At 58.5% G+C, this 18,997-nt stretch carries 16 protein-coding genes; all 16 read right to left on the reverse strand.

All coding sequences use genetic code 11. The annotated features are described in order from the left end of the window. Positions 1-83 precede the first annotated feature (83 nt). Positions 84-1,397 (reverse strand): tRNA lysidine(34) synthetase TilS, encoded by a 1,314-nt coding sequence (gene tilS, locus QK293_RS09575; protein ID WP_282376956.1) that lies wholly within the window; start codon positions 1,395-1,397, stop codon positions 84-86. A gap of 123 nt (positions 1,398-1,520) precedes the next feature. Further along, a complete protein-coding gene (locus QK293_RS09580; protein ID WP_282376957.1) occupies positions 1,521-2,468 on the reverse strand; it encodes an acetyl-CoA carboxylase carboxyltransferase subunit alpha in 948 nt (315 codons plus the stop codon). Positions 2,469-2,618: 150 nt separating this feature from the next. Then, positions 2,619-6,140 carry a DNA polymerase III subunit alpha gene (dnaE, locus tag QK293_RS09585; protein ID WP_282376958.1) on the reverse strand — a complete coding sequence of 1,174 codons (3,522 nt, stop codon included), beginning with the start codon at positions 6,138-6,140 and terminating at the stop codon, positions 2,619-2,621. Positions 6,141-6,224: 84 nt separating this feature from the next. After that, positions 6,225-6,866 carry a ribonuclease HII gene (rnhB, locus tag QK293_RS09590; protein ID WP_282376959.1) on the reverse strand — a complete coding sequence of 214 codons (642 nt, stop codon included), beginning with the start codon at positions 6,864-6,866 and terminating at the stop codon, positions 6,225-6,227. Continuing rightward, positions 6,863-7,993: a lipid-A-disaccharide synthase gene (lpxB, locus tag QK293_RS09595; RefSeq protein ID WP_282376961.1), complete on the reverse strand. Its 1,131-nt coding sequence runs from the start codon at positions 7,991-7,993 to the stop codon at positions 6,863-6,865. The genes rnhB and lpxB overlap by 4 nt, the downstream gene beginning before the upstream one ends. 2 nt (positions 7,994-7,995) lie before the next feature. Further along, positions 7,996-8,772: an acyl-ACP--UDP-N-acetylglucosamine O-acyltransferase gene (gene lpxA / locus QK293_RS09600; protein WP_262165811.1), complete on the reverse strand. Its 777-nt coding sequence runs from the start codon at positions 8,770-8,772 to the stop codon at positions 7,996-7,998. Then, entirely contained in the window at positions 8,769-9,209 is a 441-nt protein-coding gene (gene fabZ, locus QK293_RS09605; RefSeq protein WP_017336708.1) for a 3-hydroxyacyl-ACP dehydratase FabZ, read from the reverse strand. The genes lpxA and fabZ overlap by 4 nt, the downstream gene beginning before the upstream one ends. Before the next feature lie 108 nt (positions 9,210-9,317). After that, complete coding sequence (gene lpxD, locus QK293_RS09610) at positions 9,318-10,373, reverse strand: UDP-3-O-(3-hydroxymyristoyl)glucosamine N-acyltransferase (protein WP_282376965.1); 1,056 nt, start codon at positions 10,371-10,373, stop codon at positions 9,318-9,320. A gap of 2 nt (positions 10,374-10,375) precedes the next feature. Further along, entirely contained in the window at positions 10,376-10,879 is a 504-nt protein-coding gene (locus QK293_RS09615; RefSeq protein WP_008028980.1) for an OmpH family outer membrane protein, read from the reverse strand. Positions 10,880-10,924: 45 nt separating this feature from the next. Further along, positions 10,925-13,315 carry an outer membrane protein assembly factor BamA gene (gene bamA / locus QK293_RS09620; protein ID WP_282376966.1) on the reverse strand — a complete coding sequence of 797 codons (2,391 nt, stop codon included), beginning with the start codon at positions 13,313-13,315 and terminating at the stop codon, positions 10,925-10,927. Between the two features lie 74 nt (positions 13,316-13,389). Next, positions 13,390-14,742: a sigma E protease regulator RseP gene (rseP, locus tag QK293_RS09625; RefSeq protein ID WP_282376967.1), complete on the reverse strand. Its 1,353-nt coding sequence runs from the start codon at positions 14,740-14,742 to the stop codon at positions 13,390-13,392. A 53-nt stretch (positions 14,743-14,795) separates the two neighbouring features. Beyond that, a complete protein-coding gene (ispC, locus tag QK293_RS09630) occupies positions 14,796-15,986 on the reverse strand; it encodes a 1-deoxy-D-xylulose-5-phosphate reductoisomerase (RefSeq protein WP_282376968.1) in 1,191 nt (396 codons plus the stop codon). Further along, on the reverse strand, positions 15,983-16,789 hold the full coding sequence (locus QK293_RS09635) for a phosphatidate cytidylyltransferase (RefSeq protein ID WP_282376969.1): 807 nt from the start codon (positions 16,787-16,789) through the stop codon (positions 15,983-15,985). The genes ispC and QK293_RS09635 overlap by 4 nt, the downstream gene beginning before the upstream one ends. Further along, positions 16,789-17,544 carry a polyprenyl diphosphate synthase gene (gene uppS / locus QK293_RS09640; RefSeq protein ID WP_282376970.1) on the reverse strand — a complete coding sequence of 252 codons (756 nt, stop codon included), beginning with the start codon at positions 17,542-17,544 and terminating at the stop codon, positions 16,789-16,791. Before uppS ends, QK293_RS09635 begins: the two co-directional genes overlap by 1 nt. 12 nt (positions 17,545-17,556) lie before the next feature. After that, the gene (gene frr, locus QK293_RS09645) at positions 17,557-18,114 is read right to left on the reverse strand and encodes a ribosome recycling factor (RefSeq protein WP_282376971.1); all 558 of its coding nucleotides are present in this window, start codon (positions 18,112-18,114) and stop codon (positions 17,557-17,559) included. Beyond that, the gene (pyrH, locus tag QK293_RS09650; RefSeq protein WP_003172271.1) at positions 18,111-18,854 is read right to left on the reverse strand and encodes a UMP kinase; all 744 of its coding nucleotides are present in this window, start codon (positions 18,852-18,854) and stop codon (positions 18,111-18,113) included. Before pyrH ends, frr begins: the two co-directional genes overlap by 4 nt. Between the last annotated feature and the right edge of the window lie 143 nt (positions 18,855-18,997).

The following is an 18,997-nucleotide window of genomic DNA, read 5'->3' on the forward strand; positions in this document are numbered from 1 at the left end:
TTGGTAATCGGCAACTGCTGCAATTCAGGCGAATCCACAGAAGTTGTATCAAGAAGGGAGCGTAGTCTACCGGAAAGCCCCTTTCAGCTCAAACCTTGATCTTCGTTCGGTGGCTGCCAATGCAAATTCCAATGCTCCTTTGCACTGCCGTCCAAGCCCCGCAGGTTGGCCACCGCCAGCAATTGCTCGCCTCGGTAGAGCAGCGGCAATCTGCCACGGGCGAAACCCGGCACGCCGCTTTCGTTGAGCAATCGCTTCAGATCGCGGTGGCCGCGACCGGGCAGACTCATGACCTCGCCTCCCTCACGATAGCGGATATGCAGCGGACCATCGGGGATTTGGCCGGTGAGTGTGATCACTCCGTTGTCCGGCAACACCAGCGATAGCGAGGGATCAGGCCAAGTTCCAACGGCTGGCGGCGTGCGCAACCAGCTATCGGACAACCACCAGATACGCCCTCCCGCGCGATGCAGTTCGCCATTCGCCAGCCGCCAGATCGGGCGGGCATCGCCGGTGGCATCGCGTAAATCCTCCCAACCCGACCAATGGTCACTGTCTGGCAGTCGCGTCAGCGGCTCGAGCCAATGACTTAACGCATTACGCTGACGAGCAGCGGACAGCTTTTCCAATGCCGCCAGCTCCAGCGACGGCAACCCCAGCCAATCAAAATCATTGGCCGTGCTGGCGTCGGTCAGGTCGATTTGCGCAAGCTCATCGAGCAATCCCTGCGCTTCACTCAGATGTGCAGCACTGCGGACCATGGTCGCCAACGCTTGCGGCCAGCGCTCGGTCAATACAGGGAAAACCTGATGCCGCAGGTAATTACGCGAGAACTGTCGGTTTTGGTTCGAAGGGTCTTCGATCCAGTTCAGCCGATGCTCGGACGCATAGGCTTCAAGTTCAGCCCGCGTGACATCGAGCAATGGCCGAAGCAACTGCCCTTTACCGAGCGGGCGCTGGCGTGGCATCCCCGACAATCCCCTCACCCCCGCCCCACGCAACATCCGAAACAACAGGGTTTCCGCCTGATCGTCACGGTGCTGGGCGGTCATCAACACTTCATTGGCCTGAGTCGCCTCGATGAACGCGGCATATCGCGCTTCCCGAGCTGCACGCTCAAGGCTGGCGCCGGGTTGAACCTGCACGCGAACCACCTGCAGCGGCACACCCAGAGCATCGCAGACCGACTGACAATGATCCGGCCACGCATCAGCCACAGCCTGAAGGCCGTGATGGACGTGGATGGCGTTGAGCGCCGGCAAGGATTCGGTTTTTGCGAGGTGGGCTAGAAGGTGCAGCAGAACGGTGGAGTCGAGACCACCGGAGAAGGCAATGCGCCAGGTTGTAGCGTTGCGCCAAGGGGCGAGTTGCTTGAGAAGTACTGCGCAGAGAGTCATGAACGCACCAAAACCTGTAGGAGCCGAGCTTGCTCGCGATAAACGATAACGCGGTCGGCCTGTTAAACCGAGGCGTCCCGATCGCGGGCAAGCCTTGCTCCTACATGATGCAGGAGCGATCGATCAGAGACCGTAGCTCATCAGACGCTCGTAACGACGGGCCAACAGCGCCTCGTTATCGAACTTCTTCAACATCGCCAGCTGCGAGCTCAGCTCGGCACGGATCGATGCCGCCGCAGCGGCTGGATTACGGTGCGCGCCACCCAAAGGCTCGCCGATCACTTTATCCACAATACCCAGGCCTTTGAGACGCTCGGCAGTGATGCCCATGGCTTCAGCGGCGTCCGGTGCTTTCTCGGCGGTCTTCCACAGAATCGAGGCGCAACCTTCCGGCGAAATGACCGCGTAGGTCGAGTACTGCAGCATGTTCAGTTGATCGCAAACACCGATTGCCAGAGCGCCACCGGAACCACCTTCACCGATTACGGTGGCGATGATTGGGGTTTTCAGGCGTGCCATGACGCGCAGGTTCCAGGCAATCGCTTCGCTCTGGTTGCGCTCTTCAGCGTCGATACCCGGGTAGGCGCCCGGGGTGTCGATGAAGGTCAGGATCGGCATTTTGAAACGTTCTGCCATTTCCATCAGACGGCACGCCTTGCGGTAGCCTTCCGGACGCGGCATGCCAAAGTTGCGACGAACTTTCTCGCGCACTTCGCGGCCTTTTTGGTGACCGATGATCATCACCGGCTGGTCGTCCAGACGGGCAACGCCGCCCACGATGGCGGCGTCGTCAGAGAAGTGACGGTCGCCGTGCAATTCGTCGAACTCGGTGAAGATGTGTTCGATGTAGTCCAGGGTGTACGGGCGACGCGGGTGACGCGCCAGACGCGCGATCTGCCAGCTGGTCAGCTTGCCGAAAATGTCTTCGGTCAGCGTGCTGCTTTTGTCCTGCAGGCGGGAGATCTCATCGCCGATATTCAGCGAATTGTCATTACCGACCAAGCGCAACTCTTCGATCTTGGCTTGCAGGTCGGCGATCGGCTGTTCGAAATCTAGAAAATTCGGGTTCATAGGCGTCCGTCTTGGGTCGACCTCCAAGAGAGCTTGGGTCGGCCGGTTGTCTATTCGCGCCCTACCTTAAGGGAGAGGCGCGTTCAGGTCGAGATTAAAAATTGGGTCGAGATCAGAGCCGCACCCATTCACAAGAGCAGCACCTGACCGTCAACGGTATTGGAGGAAGACGTTGTCTCGCCCGAACTGGTCACGCAGGGCTTGAATCAAAGCATCCGCCGGGTCGATTCGCCAGGTCTCGCCGAACTGCAGCAAGGCTTTCGCATCGGGACTCGTATATTCCATGGTGATCGGGCACGCACCACGGTGACGCTTGAACAGTTCACCCAGCCAGCGTAGCTGATCGCCCTTGAGGTCCTTGGTCTGCAGCTTCAAGCGCAGGCTTTCGGCCAGATTGGTGCGCGCATCTTCCATGCTCATCACCCGCTTGACCCGCAGCCGCAGCCCGCCGGAGAAATCGTCGTTACTGACTTCGCCTTCGACCACCACCATCGCGTCGGTCTGCAACAGCGATTGCGCCGAATGGAATGCTTCGGCGAACAACGAGGCTTCGATCCGCCCAGAGCGGTCGTCGAGGGTAATGAAACCCATCTTGTCGCCCTTTTTGTTCTTCATGACTCGCAGGGCGATGATCATGCCCGCGACGGTCTGGGTATCACGAGCTGGTTTCAGGTCGATGATGCGCTGACGAGCGAAACGGCGGATCTCGCCTTCATATTCGTCGATCGGGTGACCGGTCAGGTACAGGCCCAAGGTATCTTTCTCCCCTTTCAGGCGTTCCTTGAGGGTCAGTTCCTTGGCCTTGCGGTGATTGGCGTAGACGTCGGCGTCTTCTTCGACGAACAGCCCGCCAAACAGGTCGGCATGGCCACTGTCGTGGGTGCGAGCGGTTTGTTCGGCGGCCTTGATCGCCCCTTCCATCGCTGTCAGCAACACCGCACGATTTTGGTCGATGTTGGCTTGATAGGCTTTCGGTTCGTCATGGAAAAACGGCCCTAGACGATCCAGCGCACCGCTGCGGATCAAACCGTCCAGGGTGCGTTTGTTGATACGCTTGAGATCGACACGGGCGCAGAAATCGAACAGATCCGTGAACGGACCGTCCCGACGCGCCTCGGTGATCGCTTCCACCGGACCTTCGCCCACACCCTTGATCGCGCCGAGGCCGTAAATAATGCGGCCTTCGTCATTTACCGTGAACTTGAACTCCGAAGTATTCACATCCGGCGCGTCGAGACGCAGCTTCATGGTGCGAATTTCTTCGATCAAGGTCACGACCTTGTCGGTGTTGTGCATGTCCGCCGACAGCACCGCGGCCATGAACGGCGCCGGGTAGTGAGTCTTCAGCCACGCCGTTTGGTAAGACACCAGACCGTAAGCAGCCGAGTGAGATTTGTTGAAGCCATAACCGGCGAATTTTTCCACCAGGTCGAAAATGTTACCGGCCAGGTCCGCGTCGATATTGTTAGCGGTGCAACCTTCAATGAAACCGCCGCGCTGCTTGGCCATTTCTTCGGGCTTTTTCTTACCCATGGCCCGGCGCAGCATGTCCGCGCCACCCAGCGTGTAGCCGGCCATGACCTGGGCAATCTGCATCACCTGTTCCTGATACAGGATGATGCCGTAAGTCGGCGCCAATACGGGTTTAAGGCCTTCGTACTGGTAGTCCGAGTGCGGGTACGCCAGTTCGGCGCGACCGTGCTTACGGTTGATAAAGTCGTCCACCATGCCCGACTGCAACGGACCCGGACGGAACAGGGCCACCAGTGCGATCAAGTCTTCCAGGCAGTCAGGCTTGAGCTTTTTGATCAGCTCTTTCATGCCTCGAGATTCAAGCTGGAACACCGCGGTGGTTTCAGCTTTTTGCAGCAACTGGTAGGTCGGCTTGTCATCCAGCGGGATGAAAGCGATGTCCAGCGGCGGCTCATCAACCTTGGCGCGGTCGCGGTTAATCGTTTTCAGCGCCCAGTCGATGACCGTCAGGGTCCGTAGACCGAGGAAGTCGAACTTCACCAGACCGGCAGCCTCAACGTCGTCCTTGTCGAACTGGGTTACCAGACCATCACCGGCCTCGTCGCAATAGATCGGCGAAAAGTCCGTCAGTTTGGTCGGCGCAATAACCACACCACCGGCGTGCTTGCCGACGTTACGCACAACGCCTTCAAGCTTGCGGGCCATTTCCCAGATTTCTGCGGCCTCTTCATCGACCTTGATGAAGTCACGCAGGATTTCTTCCTGTTCGTAGGCTTTTTCCAGGGTCATGCCGACTTCGAACGGGATCATCTTCGACAGACGATCCGCCAGTCCGTAGGACTTGCCCTGCACCCGCGCCACGTCACGGACCACCGCTTTTGCCGCCATGGAACCGAAGGTGATGATCTGGCTTACGGCGTTGCGGCCGTATTTCTCGGCCACGTATTCGATGACCCGGTCGCGACCATCCATGCAGAAGTCGACGTCGAAGTCGGGCATCGATACCCGTTCCGGGTTAAGGAAACGTTCGAACAGCAGGTCATATTCCAGTGGATCGAGGTCGGTGATCTTCTGCACATAGGCCACCAGCGACCCGGCACCCGACCCACGACCAGGACCTACCGGCACGCCGTTGCTCTTGGCCCACTGGATAAAGTCCATAACGATCAGAAAGTAACCGGGGAAGCCCATCTGGATGATGATATCCAGCTCGAAATTCAGCCGGTCGATATAGACCTGACGCTTGGCTTCGTAGTCTTCGGTGGTGTCCTTGGGCAACAGAACACTGAGACGTTCTTCCAGACCGTCGAAGGAAACCTTGCGGAAGTATTCATCGATGGTCATGCCATCGGGAATCGGGAAGTTGGGCAGGAAGTGCTTGCCCAGCTTCACTTCGATGTTGCAGCGCTTGGCAATTTCGACGGTGTTTTCCAGCGCCTCGGGCAAGTCACTGAACAGCTCGGCCATTTCCTCGGTGCTTTTGAGGTATTGCTGATCGCTGTAATTCTTCGAACGCCGCGGATCGTCGAGGGCACGGCCCTCACCGATGCAAACGCGGGTTTCGTGAGCCGCAAAATCTTCCTGCTTGATGAAGCGCACGTCGTTGGTCGCCACCAGTGGCGCACCGATTTTCTCGGCCAGGGCCACGGCTCCGTGCAATTGTTCTTCATCGTAGGGGCGGTTGGTGCGCTGGATCTCCAGATAGAAACGGTCAGGGAACACCGCCATCCATTCGCGGGCCAGGGTTTCGGCTTCGGCCGGGTTGCCGCCGAGCATAGCCAGGCCGATCTCGCCTTCTTTCGCCGCCGACAGCATGATCAAGCCTTCGCTGGCTTCAGCCACCCACTCGCGCTCGATGATGACCGAGCCGTTGCGCTGGCCGTCGATGAAGCCGCGGGAGATCAGTTCGGTGAGGTTGCGATAGCCCACGGCGTTCATCGCCAGCAGGCTGATCCGGCTCAACGGGCTGTCCGGGTCCTTGTTCGACAGCCACAGGTCGGCGCCGCAGATCGGCTTGATCCCGGCGCCCATGGCCGCTTTGTAGAATTTGACCAGGGAACACATATTGTTCTGATCGGTGACCGCTACGGCAGGCATGTTCATGCCGACCAGGGTCTTGACCAGCGGTTTGATCCGCACCAGACCGTCGACCAGGGAATACTCAGTGTGCAGGCGTAGATGAACGAATGAAGCCGGCATAGTGATCCTGTCTAGAAACTAGAAACGTGGAAGACAACAAGGCCCGGATTGTACCGGGCCTTGGCAAAAACATCAGCCTTGTGACTAGCTCTCGATCAGGTTTTCCCGAGCCTCGTACGCCAGACGTACGGGGGCAAACGAGCGGCGGTGAATCGGCGTTGGCCCCAAGCGGGCCAGCGCTTCCAGATGAACGGGCGTCGGGTAGCCTTTGTGGCCGCCGATGCCGTAACCCGGGTAAATCAGCTCGAACGCTGCCATCTCGCGGTCGCGGCTGACCTTGGCCAGAATCGACGCTGCAGCGATGGCCGGTACCTTACCGTCGCCCTGCACCACCGCTTCGGCGCGCATGGACAGTTTCGGGCAACGGTTGCCGTCGATCATCGCCAGTTTCGGTGTGATGTGCAGGCCTTCGACTGCGCGCTGCATGGCCAGCATCGTGGCGTGAAGGATGTTCAGCTCGTCGATTTCTTCGACTTCGGCCCGGGCGATGCACCAGCTCAGGGCCTTTTCGCAGATCTCGTCGTAGAGCTTTTCGCGGCGGGCTTCGGTGAGCTTCTTCGAGTCATTCAGACCCAGGATCGGACGGTTCGGATCGAGGATCACCGCGGCTGTCACCACCGCACCGCAGAGCGGGCCGCGACCGACTTCGTCGACGCCTGCGACCAGATCTTCAACTTCGGCGACCAGGGTGAAGTCCAGGCCCATCTGAGTGCTTGCTTTGCTCATTGTGTTTTGCCGATCAGGTTCAGTACCGCGTCCGCCGCCTGATTGGAGGCGTCCAGACGTAAGGTACGGTGAATTTCATCGAAGCCGCGGGTCTGTTCTTCACCGCCTTCGATCAGTGGCGACAGCGTCTGGGCCAAGGCCTCAACTGTCGCGTCGTCCTGCAGCAACTCGGGCACCAACAGGCGCTGCGCCAGCAGGTTCGGCAACGAGATATAGGGGCTTTTCACCATGCGCTTGAGAATCCAGAACGTCAGCGGCGCCAAGCGGTAAGCGACCACCATCGGCCGTTTGTACAACAACGCTTCAAGCGTAGCGGTCCCGGAAGCGATCAGCACAGCGTCACAGGCCGCCAGGGCCAGATGGGAGTTGCCATTGAGCAAGGTCAATGGCAAATCGCGACCGGCCAGCAATTCTTCCAGCTGCGCTCGGCGCTCAGGGCTGGCGCACGGCATGACGAAACGTACGCCGGGGCGCAAGGCCCGCAGGCGCTGGGCGGTATCGAGGAACAGCGCACCGAGACGGCCGACTTCGCCACCACGACTGCCCGGCATCAGCGCAACCAGCGGCCCGTCAGGCAAGCCGAGTTCAGCCCGCGCTGCAGCGCGATCCGCTTCAAGCGGGATAGCATCAGCCAGGGAGTGCCCGACAAACCGCACCGGCACGCCCTTCTCTTCATAAAATTTCGCTTCGAACGGGAACAACGTCAGCATCAGGTCGCAGCCTTCGCGAATCTTCAGCACCCGCTTCTGCCGCCACGCCCAAACCGACGGGCTGACGTAATGCACGGTCTTGATCCCGGCCTGACGCAGCTTCAGTTCGATAGTGAGGTTGAAGTCCGGGGCATCGATGCCGATGAACACATCCGGCTTCTGGGCGATGAGGTCGGTGATCAACTTCCTGCGACGAGCCATCAGCTCGCGCAATCGGCCCAACACTTCCACCAGACCCATGACAGAGAGACGCTCCATCGGGAAATACGAGGTCAGGCCTTCAGCCTGCATCAGCGGACCGCCGACACCCATGAACTCGACAGCCGGATGCTGAGCCTTGAGTGCGCGCATGAGACCCGCGCCCAGAATGTCACCGGAAGCCTCACCCGCCACCAGCGCAATACGCAGATTAGCCATGATTAACGAGTGATGCCGCGGGTCGAAGACTGGATGGAATCACGGAATACCGCGACTTCCGGGAACTGGGCCGACGGTTCGGCCAGTTCGGCGAGCGCCTGTTCGACCGTCAGCCCCTGGCGGTAAACCACCTTGTAGGCACGACGCAGCGCGTGGATCGCATCTTCGCTGAAACCACGACGACGCATGCCTTCGAAGTTCATGCTGCGGGCTTCGGCCGGGTTGCCAAACACAGTGACGTAGGCCGGGACATCCTTGCCGATGGCGGTGCCCATACCGGAAAAGCTGTGGGCGCCGATATGGCAGTACTGGTGAACCAGGGTAAAACCGGACAGGATCGCCCAGTCTTCAACGTGCACATGGCCCGCCAGCGCGGTGTTGTTGACCAGGATGCAGTGGTTGCCGATGACACTGTCGTGGCCGATGTGGGCATAGGCCATGATCAGATTGTGATCGCCCAGGGTCGTTTCAGAACGGTCCTGAATGGTCCCACGGTGAATGGTCACGCCTTCACGGATGACGTTGTGGTCACCGATGACCAGACGGGTTTCTTCACCCTTGTATTTCAGATCGGGCGTGTCCTCGCCTACCGAAGAAAACTGGTAGATGCGGTTGTGCTTACCGATTCGGGTCGGGCCTTTGAGAATCACATGCGGCCCGATCACTGTCCCCTCGCCGATTTCCACACCTGCGCCGATGATCGACCAAGGGCCGACCTCGACGCCGTCAGCCAGGATGGCCGTCGGATCGATGATTGCGCGAGGGTCAATCAAACTCATAGTTTGCGTTCCGCGCAGATAATTTCAGCGGAGCAGACTGGCTTGCCATCGACCGAAGCCTGGCACTCAAACTTCCAGATCTGACGCTTGCAGCTGATGAAGCGGGCTTCGAGGATCAACTGATCGCCTGGGGTGACGGGCTGGCGAAAACGCAGCTTGTCGGAGCCGACGAAGTAGTAAAGCGTGCCGTCGGCGGGCTTCACGTCGAGCATTTTGAAGCCAAGGATACCGGCAGCCTGAGCCATCGCTTCGATGATCAATACGCCCGGCATGATTGGATGCGCAGGGAAGTGACCATTGAAGAACGGCTCGTTGATGCTGACATTCTTGTAGGCGCGAATGCGCTTGCCTTCCACATCCAGTTCCACGACTCGGTCCACCAGCAGGAACGGGTAACGGTGAGGCAGGTATTCGCGAATCTCGTTGATGTCCATCATTTCGGGGGGAAGCCTATGTAAAGATTGGGAGCGCGCGACTGACGCGCACCCCTCTAGCAAATCAAGGAGGCAGTCTAGCGGCTGTGCACACTTGATATGGAAATGGTATCAGCCATCTGATGAAGCATTACCGCCAGGGGTCACTTCCCCTACACGCTTTTCCAGCTGTCGCAGACGTCGCGCGATGTCATCGAGCTGACGGATACGGGCCGCGCTTTTGCGCCATTCGGCTGCTGGTTGCATCGCCGTACCGGAAGAATAGGAACCCTTTTCGGTAATCGAGTGGGTCACCATGGTCATCCCGGTGATAAAAACGTTGTCGCAAATTTCGATATGCCCCACCAGCCCTACACCACCGGCGAGCATGCAATGCTTGCCGATTTTGGTGCTGCCGGAGATCCCCACGCACGCGGCCATGGCGGTGTGATCACCGACCTGCACGTTGTGAGCGATCTGAATCTGGTTGTCGAGCTTCACACCGTTACCCAGCACGGTATCGGCCAGCGCACCGCGATCGATAGCGGTATTCACGCCAATCTCCACATCATCACCGACCAATACACCACCGATCTGGGCGATTTTCTGCCAGACACCTTTTTCGTTGGCAAAACCGAAACCTTCACCACCGAGTACGGCACCCGATTGAATCACCACCCGTTTACCGACGCGAACATCGTGGTACAGCGTGACTCGCGGCGCCAGCCAACCGCCTTCGCCAATCTCGCAGCGGGCACCGATGAAGCAGTGCGCACCAACGGTCACTCCCGCAGCAATACGCGCGCAGCTTTCGATCACCGCAAAGGCACCAATGCTCGCCGCCGGATCGACCACTGCATCCGCTGCCACAACGGCTGTCGGATGAATACCGGCAGCGGCCTTTGGCTTGGGATCAAACAGATGGGAAACCCGCGCGTAGGCCAGATACGGATCAGGCACCACCAGCGCATTACCTGCAAAACCTTCAGCATCAGCGGCCTTCAGCAACAGGGCTGCGGCCCGGCTGTCAGCCAGGTACTTACGGTATTGGGGGTTTGCGAGAAAGCTCAACTGAGCTGGGCCAGCCTCTTGCAAAGTGGCTAGCCCAGTAATTTCTTTCTCCGGGTCGCCACGCAATGTGGCCCCGAGGAACTCGGCCAATTGGCCGAGCTTTATAGTCGCTGTCATGGTTACTTCAGCTGATTCATGCGCTCGATAACCTGGCGAGTGATGTCGTACTGAGGTTTGACATCAATCACTGCGCCACGCTCGAAGACCAGGTCAAAAGCACCTTTCTTGATGACTTCTTCCACAGCGCTGTCCAGTTTCGGCTTGAGTTGCTTCAGCATTTCACGGTCGGCAACGGCTTTGGCTTCGTTCAGTTCCTTGGACTGGAACTGGAAGTCACGGGCCTTTTGCTTGAACTCGAGTTCCAGGCGCTCACGCTCGCCTTGCTGCATCTTGTCGCCGCCAGCCATCAGACGGTCCTGGATGCCTTTGGCACTGCTTTCCAGAGTCTTGAGTTTGGTCAGCTGAGGGCCGAACTTCTTCTCGGCATCCACAGCGTATTTCTTGGCCGCGTCGGACTCCAGCAGAGCCATCTGATAGTTCAGAACGGCGATTTTCATGTCGGCAAAAGCCGGACCTGCTACCAGTACGGTCGCCAGGAGAACCAATTGAGTCAACTTACGCACGATGCACTCCTACAAAATCCATTGTCGTTATCTTGGGTCAAACGCTTAGAACGTCTGGCCGAGGGAGAATTGGAACACTTGAGTCTCAGCTTCATCCGGTTTCTTGATCGGCATGGCCAACGCGAAGCTCAGAGGACCCAGTGCGGTAACCCAGGTCACGCCTACACCGACTGAGCTGGCCACGTTGCTCAGGCTGATGTCGTTGCACGCTGTTTGAGCGGTTGAACCGACATTCGCGTTCGTGGTTTTTTCGCACTTGGAGTCGAAGACGTTACCCACATCCCAGAATACCGAAGTACGCAGCGAACGCTGATCCTTGACGAATGGCAGCGGGAACAACACCTCGACACCCCCCTGGATCAGAACGTTACCACCAAACGGCAGCGGGTCCTGGTCCGGGTCAGCGAGCGTACCGGTGTTACCCGTCACAGCCGCACCGCGACTTGGGGTACTGCGAGGACCGAGGGTGCTGTCCTTGAAGCCACGAACCGAGTTGAAACCACCAGCATAGTAGTTTTCATAGAACGGCAAGCCATCGGTAGAACCGTAACCATCGCCGTAGCCCAGCTCGGTGTGCAGGCGCATGGTGTAGTTCTCAGACAATGGCTGGAACAACTGGCCACGGTAATCAAGTTTGAAGAACGACAGGTCACTGCCAGGCGTGGTGGTTTCCAGTGTCAGGCTTTGGGAATGACCACGGGTCGCCAATACGCCTTTGTTCAGTGTGGACTCGGACCAGCCGGCCGAAGCCTTGAAGTTCAGGTAGTTGTCGCCTTCCTTGTTAACGAAGTCGAAGATCTCGTCAACGGTGTATTGACCGGTCTTGATCTTGTCTTGTTGCGCAGTCAGGCCGAAGGTCAGACGCGAAGTCTCGCTAATCGGGTAACCGACGCTCACGCCCGCACCCAGGCTGTCCACGGCATAGCTGGCTACGTCGACGTCGAGGTCTTTGTAGTCAGTGGTGCGATAGAACGCGTTGTAACCCAGGCTTACGCCATCAGCAGTCCAGTACGGGTCGACATAACCGAAGTTATAGCGGCTCTGGTACTCACTGCGGGTCAAGCCGATGCTGACCTTGTTACCCGTACCCAGGAAGTTGTTCTGGGTGATCGAACCACCGAGGATCAGACCGGCGCTCTGGGCAAAACCGACGCTGGCGGTAATCGAACCGGAGGCCTGCTCTTCAACGCTGTAGTTCACGTCAACCTGATCGTCGACGCCCGGCACAGCCGGCGTTTCGACGTTGACTTCCTTGAAGAAGCCCAGACGCTCAAGACGAGTCTTGGATTGGTCGATCAGGTAGGTCGAAGCCCAGCCGCCTTCCATTTGACGCATTTCACGTCGCAGCACTTCGTCTTCGGACTTGGTGTTGCCGCGGAAGTTGATGCGGTTCACGTAAGCACGCTTGCCTGGATCAACGGCGAAAGTGATGTCGACCGTGTGGTCTTCATCGTGAGGCTGAGGCACGCCATTGACGTTGGCGAAGGTGTAACCCTCGTTACCCAGACGGCGGGTGATCAGCTCGGAAGTGGTGGTCATCAGCTTGCGCGAGAACACCTGGCCTTTCTGCACCAGCAGCAGGGACTTGACCTGGTCTTCAGGGACTTTCAGGTCGCCGCTCAGCTTGACGTCACGGACGGTGTACTTCTCGCCTTCATTGACGTTGACGGTGATGTAGACGTGCTTCTTGTCCGGGGTAATAGACACCTGGGTCGAAGCGATATCCATATTGATATAGCCACGGTCCAGGTAATAGGAACGCAGGCGCTCCAGGTCACCGGAGAGTTTTTCACGAGCGTACTTGTCATCGTTCTTGAAGAACGACAGCCAGTTGGTGGTCTTGAGTTCGAACAGGTCGATCAGGTCTTCATCAGGGAAGACGGTGTTACCCACCACGTTGATGTGCTGGATGGCAGCAACCGTGCCTTCGTTGATATTGACCTTCAGCGCAACGCGGTTACGCGGCTGCGGCACCACTTCGGTGTCGACGGTGGCCGAGTAGCGACCCTGAGCGACGTATTGGCGCTGCAGTTCGTTACGCACACCTTCGAGGGTGGCGCGCTGGAAGATCTCGCCTTCGGACAGACCGGATTGTTTGAGGCCTTTCATCAGGTCTTCAGTGGAGATCGCCTTGTTACCCTCGATCTCGATACTGGCGACCGACGGGCGCTCGACTACCGTGATGACCAGGACGTTGCCATCTCGGCCCAGCTGGATATCTTGAAAGAAACCGGTTTTGAACAACGCACGAGTGGATTCCACCAGGCGACGATCATCCGCCTGTTCACCGACGTTCAACGGCAAAGCACCAAAGACGCTACCCGCGGAGACCCGCTGGAGGCCATTGACGCGAATATCAGAGATAGTGAAGGACTCGGCGTGAACTTCGGCGATCATCAATACGGTGAGAACCGCAGTTAGCAGCAGACGTTTCATGAAGTCCTTTCTTATTCCAACTGGCAATAAACAAACTGCCGCAAAATGCGGCAGATTCGCAATTCAGCGAAGCGTTACAGTCGACCCAGATCATTGACCAGAGCAAGCAACATCACCCCGACCACCAAACTGATACCGATCTGTATCCCCCAACCCTGCACCCGATCCGACAAGGGGCGACCACGCGCCCACTCGATCAGATAAAACAACAAATGCCCCCCATCCAGTACAGGAATGGGCAACAAATTCAGAACCCCCAAGCTAATACTCAGATAAGCAAGGAAATTCAGGAAATCAGCGACACCCGACTGGGCAGAAGCGCCCGCCACTTTAGCAATGGTTATCGGTCCACTCAAGTTTTTTACCGAGAGCTCGCCGAACAACATTTTCTTGAGCGAATCGAGGGTCAGTACACTCATGGTCCAGGTGCGTCGAGCACCCTCCCCAATCGCGGCCACAGGACCGTAACTGACCTCGCGAATCATCTCTGGCGGCCAATCGACTGCTTTCACCCCTGCACCCAGATAACCACTGGGTGCCTTCTTCTCGCCGCGAGCGGCCAGCGTCACAGGGACGTCGATTTGAGCACCATCACGCTCGACGCGCAGCATGATTTTGGTATCAGGGTGCATACGGACCGTGTCCACCACCTGCTGCCAGTCATCGACCGCCTTGCCATCCAGAGCCAACAGTCGGTCACCGGTCTTCAGGCCTGCAGCCTGTGCCGGGCCTTTCGGGTCAAGTTCAGCGAGGACCGGTGGCAGCGCCGGACGCCAAGGGCGTATGCCCAGCGAGCGAATCGGGTCCGGCTCATCGGCACCCTTGAGCCATTTATCCAACGCCAGCTCATGAGGCGAGTCCGCCGTGGAACCCTGATCACGGACCAGCAACTGCAGGGAACCGCTCTCCCCGAGACGACGGACCAGTTGCAGGTTCACCGCAGCCCAGCCGGACGTTGGCTCGCCATCGATGGCGATGATCTCCTGGCCCGGGTTTAAACCCGCCTTGGCGGCGATACTGCCGGATTCGACTGCACCGATGATCGGGCGCACTTGCTCGCTGCCGAGCATTGCGAGCACCCAGAAAAAAATCATCGCCAATAAAAAGTTGGCAATCGGGCCAGCAGCAACGATAGCGATGCGTTGACGGACGGTTTTTCGATTAAAGGATTGATCAAGCTGATCGGCAGGCACGTCGCCTTCGCGCTCATCGAGCATTTTTACGTAACCGCCCAACGGGATCGCGGCGACGACGAACTCAGTGCCTTTCTTGTCGTGCCAGCGCAGCAACGGCATACCGAAGCCCACGGAGAAACGCAGCACTTTGACCCCACAGCGACGCGCGACCCAAAAATGGCCGAATTCGTGGAAGGTGACCAGCACACCCAAAGCCACCAAGGTGCCGACAATCATATAGAGCGCGCTCATCTACTTTCTCCGCAATCCTATCCAGTGCTGCATGGGCCAACGTATTGCAGCACTTAACGCCCGTGACGGCTCAACCATTGTTCGGCCAGAACTCGCGCTTTCGCGTCGGCCGTGAACACTGCCTCGAGATCATCAACCGTAACGACAGGTTCAAGATTCAAGACTTCTTCGATGATACTCGCGATTTCCGGGTAGCGAACCCGCCCGTCGAGAAAGGCCGCGACAGCCACTTCATTCGCCGCATTAAGCATGGCCGGCGCACTATTGCCGGACTCGGCTGCCTGACGCGCAAGGCGCAGACACGGAAATCGCTCTTCATCAGGCGCCTGGAAGTCCAGCCGCGCAATTGTGAACAGGTCCAGCGGCGCAACACCCGAGTCGATTCGCTCCGGCCAGGCCAGCGCGTTGGCGATCGGCGTGCGCATGTCAGGGTTACCTAACTGGGCCAATACCGAACCGTCGATGTAATCGACCAGCGAATGAATCACGCTTTGAGGATGAATCACCACTTCGACCTGGGACGGCTTGGCATCAAACAGCCAGCAAGCTTCGATTAACTCAAGCCCCTTGTTCATCATGCTGGCCGAATCCACCGAAATCTTGCGCCCCATGGACCAATTCGGGTGGGCACACGCTTGCTCAGGGGAAACATGCGCCAGTTCAGCCATAGGTGTCTGTCGGAACGGACCGCCAGAGGCTGTGAGTAAAATCCGACGGACCCCGACGGCACCCAGCCCACGAGCGAAATCCTGTGGCATGCACTGGAAAATTGCGTTGTGCTCGCTGTCGATCGGCAGCAACACCGAACCACTCTTGCGCACCGCCTGCATGAACAGTGCACCGGACATCACCAGTGCTTCTTTGTTGGCCAGGAGGATTTTCTTGCCGGCTTCGACCGCCGCCAGGGTCGGTCGCAAGCCCGCCGCGCCAACGATGGCGGCCATGACCGCATCGACTTCAGGATCGGAGGCAATCTGACACAACCCCTCCTCACCCACCAGCACGCGAGTCGGTAGACCTGCGGCGCGCAAGTCGTCCTGCAAGCCCCGGGCAGCACCGGCCTCAGGCACCACGGCGAACCGCGGCGTATGGCGAACACACAGCGCCAGCAGCTCGCTCAGACGAGTGAAACCGCTCAAGGCGAAAACCTGATAACGCTCGGGATGACGAGCGATGACATCGAGAGTGCTCAGACCAATCGAGCCGGTCGCCCCCAGGACAGTAATCTGCTGAGGGCGGCTCACGGTGCCGCCATCCACAGCAGCACAGCAAACACCGGAATCGCTGCCGTCAGGCTGTCGATACGGTCCAGCACGCCGCCGTGACCCGGCAGCAGATTGCTGCTGTCCTTGATCCCGGACTGACGCTTGAACATGCTTTCGGTGAGATCACCTACCACCGAGATGAACACAATGATGGCAGCACCTATCAGACCTTTAAATAGCTGAGCCACCGTCCAGTCGCGGACCAGACCGACAACGACAGTGATAACCAGACTTAGCGCCAGGCCGCCGTAGACACCCTCCCAGCTTTTGCCGGGACTGACCTGCGGCGCCAACTTGCGTTTGCCAAAGGCCCGACCGGAAAAATAGGCACCGATATCAGCGCCCCAGACCAGCACCATCACCGCCATGATCAGCCAGTTACCCAACGGTTCCTGTTTGATCTGAATCAGACCTTGCCAGGCCGGCAACAGGATCAGCAGACCGATCACCAGCTTGCAGGCAGCGCTGGCCCAATATTCGCTGGTGCGCGGATAAGTCAGCACCAGGTAGGTTGCAACGCCCCACCAAAGCACTGAAGCGCCCAACACCCAAGGCGCAAGCCCGGGCAGGATATGCATGAAAAACAGCATCAACGCGACAACAACCGCATAGGCAACACGGATCGGCTGTTCTGTGAAGCCTGCCAGGCGAGCCCACTCCCATGCACCGAGGGTCACGACCAGCCCGATGAACAGCGCAAAACCGGCGCCCTCGAGCAGGAAAAACCCGCACAGGGCAATCGGCAGCAGGATCAGCGCGGTGATGATTCGTTGTTTAAGCATTAAACCCGGGCCCCAGCCTCGACCTGCTCGCTCGTTTTACCGAAGCGGCGCTGGCGAGAAGCAAAATCGGCCAGCGCATTACGCATGGCATCGTGTTTGAAGTCCGGCCAGAACAGGTCGGAGAAGTACAACTCGGCGTAAGCCAGTTGCCACAGCAGAAAGTTACTGATGCGGTGCTCGCCACCGGTACGGATGCACAAGTCCGGCAACGGCAAATCGCCGGTCGCCAGACAGGTTTGCAACAGTTCCGGTGTGATGTCTTCCGGACGCAGGTGTCCGGCCTGAACTTCCCGCGCCAGACGCTGTGCGGCCTGCGCGATGTCCCACTGACCGCCGTAGTTGGCGGCGATCTGTAGAACGAAGCGATTGGCGCCCGCCGTCATTGCTTCAGCTTCACGCATGGCAGCTTGAAGCTCTGGATGAAAGCGCGAACGGTCGCCAATGATGCGCAAACTGATGTTGTTTTCGTTCAGGCGCTTGGCTTCGCGGCGCAATGCCTTGAAGAACAGATCCATCAAGGCACTGACCTCGTCAGCCGGGCGCTGCCAGTTCTCGCTGGAGAAGGCGAACAGGGTCAATACTTCGACCTTGGCCTCGAAACACACCTCGATCACCGCACGAACTGCATCCACACCCGCTTTATGACCGGCGACACCCGGCATAAAGCGCTTTTTCGCCCAGCGATTATTACCATCCATGATGATCGCGACATGGCGCGGCACCGCGGACGGCGCAACCTGCTTGGTCTTTTCCATGAAACGCGACCCTTATACGGCCATCAGGTCCGCTTCTTTTGCCTTGGTGGCGGTGTCGATATCCGCCTCGGCCTTGTCGGTCAGCTTCTGGATATCCGCAGCGGCACGACGCTCTTCGTCTTCGCTGATTTCCTTGTCCTTGACCAGTTTCTTCAGCTCGCCCAAGGCATCGCGGCGGATGTTACGCACGGCCACGCGAGCGTCTTCAGCGGCGCTACGCGCCTGCTTGGTGAAGCCTTTGCGGGTTTCTTCGGTCAGCGCCGGCATGGAAATCAGCAGCAACTCACCCAGGTTGGTCGGGTTGAGGTTCAGACCAGCGCTCTGGATCGCCTTGTCGACCGCGGCGAGCATGTTGCGCTCGAACGCCACGACTTGCAGGGTGCGGGAGTCTTTTACGGTGATGTTTGCAACCTGGGTGATGGAGGTGTCGGCGCCGTAATACGGCACCATCACGCTGCCCAAAATGCTCGGGTGCGCCTTGCCAGTGCGAATCTGGCCAAATGCATGGTTCAGAGAATCCAGGGATTTCTGCATGCGCTCTTGAGCGTCTTTCTTGATTTCGTTGATCATTGTTGGCCTTCCTCGATCAGGGTCCCTTCAGCGCCGCCATGCACGATGTTCAGCAGGGCGCCGGGCTTGTTCATGTTAAATACGCGCAACGGCATCTTGTGGTCGCGGCACAGGCAAATGGCGGTCAGATCCATCACGCCCAACTTGCGATCCAGCACTTCATCGTAAGTCAGATGATCGAACTTCTCGGCATGCGGGTCTTTGAATGGGTCAGCGGTGTAGACGCCATCGACCTTGGTCGCCTTGAGCACGACATCGGCATCGATTTCGATTGCACGCAGACACGCTGCCGAATCCGTGGTGAAGAACGGATTGCCAGTACCGGCCGCGAAAATCACGACTTCCTTGGCGTTCAGGTGGCGCATGGCTTTGCGGCGATCATAGTGATCCGTCACGCCAACCATGGAAATGGCCGACATCACGATGGCCGAGATATTGGCACGCTCCAGCGCATCGCGCATGGCCAGGGCGTTCATCACAGTGGCCAGCATGCCCATGTGATCGCCAGTGACGCGATCCATGCCGGCCGCGCTCAGTGCCGCACCGCGGAACAGGTTACCGCCACCGATCACCAGACCGACCTGAACACCGATGCCGACCAATTGACCGACTTCCAGCGCCATGCGATCCAGAACTTTCGGATCGATCCCGAACTCTTCCGAGCCCATCAGGGCCTCGCCGCTAAGCTTGAGTAGAATGCGTTTATAGCGAGCCTGATAACCACTGCCCTGCTGAGCCATTGCGAATCTCTCCTGCGGCGTATTTTAAAAATTCTGCGAGCTGTTTACAGCTGGCGTTCACTCTAGCTTGGCACTGCTTCAGCGCCATCGGAACATGGCTTTGTAAGCCAGTTCCAAAAGGAAACCAATTAAAAATTGGTACC

The organism is Pseudomonas sp. AL03 (assembly GCF_029960815.1).
In the GTDB taxonomy this organism is placed as follows: Bacteria; Pseudomonadota; Gammaproteobacteria; order Pseudomonadales; family Pseudomonadaceae; genus Aquipseudomonas.

Excerpts from the sequence above, each read along its gene's own strand:
- tilS (WP_282376956.1), bottom strand. The coding sequence starts at position 1,397 with ATGACTCTCTGCGCAGTACTTCTCAAGCAACTCGCCCCTTGGCGCAAC.
- QK293_RS09580 (WP_282376957.1), bottom strand. The coding sequence starts at position 2,468 with ATGAACCCGAATTTTCTAGATTTCGAACAGCCGATCGCCGACCTGCAA.
- dnaE (WP_282376958.1), bottom strand. The coding sequence starts at position 6,140 with ATGCCGGCTTCATTCGTTCATCTACGCCTGCACACTGAGTATTCCCTG.
- rnhB (WP_282376959.1), bottom strand. The coding sequence starts at position 6,866 with ATGAGCAAAGCAAGCACTCAGATGGGCCTGGACTTCACCCTGGTCGCC.
- lpxB (WP_282376961.1), bottom strand. The coding sequence starts at position 7,993 with ATGGCTAATCTGCGTATTGCGCTGGTGGCGGGTGAGGCTTCCGGTGAC.
- lpxA (WP_262165811.1), bottom strand. The coding sequence starts at position 8,772 with ATGAGTTTGATTGACCCTCGCGCAATCATCGATCCGACGGCCATCCTG.
- fabZ (WP_017336708.1), bottom strand. The coding sequence starts at position 9,209 with ATGATGGACATCAACGAGATTCGCGAATACCTGCCTCACCGTTACCCG.
- lpxD (WP_282376965.1), bottom strand. The coding sequence starts at position 10,373 with ATGACAGCGACTATAAAGCTCGGCCAATTGGCCGAGTTCCTCGGGGCC.
- bamA (WP_282376966.1), bottom strand. The coding sequence starts at position 13,315 with ATGAAACGTCTGCTGCTAACTGCGGTTCTCACCGTATTGATGATCGCC.
- rseP (WP_282376967.1), bottom strand. The coding sequence starts at position 14,742 with ATGAGCGCGCTCTATATGATTGTCGGCACCTTGGTGGCTTTGGGTGTG.
- QK293_RS09635 (WP_282376969.1), bottom strand. The coding sequence starts at position 16,789 with ATGCTTAAACAACGAATCATCACCGCGCTGATCCTGCTGCCGATTGCC.
- uppS (WP_282376970.1), bottom strand. The coding sequence starts at position 17,544 with ATGGAAAAGACCAAGCAGGTTGCGCCGTCCGCGGTGCCGCGCCATGTC.
- frr (WP_282376971.1), bottom strand. The coding sequence starts at position 18,114 with ATGATCAACGAAATCAAGAAAGACGCTCAAGAGCGCATGCAGAAATCC.
- pyrH (WP_003172271.1), bottom strand. The coding sequence starts at position 18,854 with ATGGCTCAGCAGGGCAGTGGTTATCAGGCTCGCTATAAACGCATTCTA.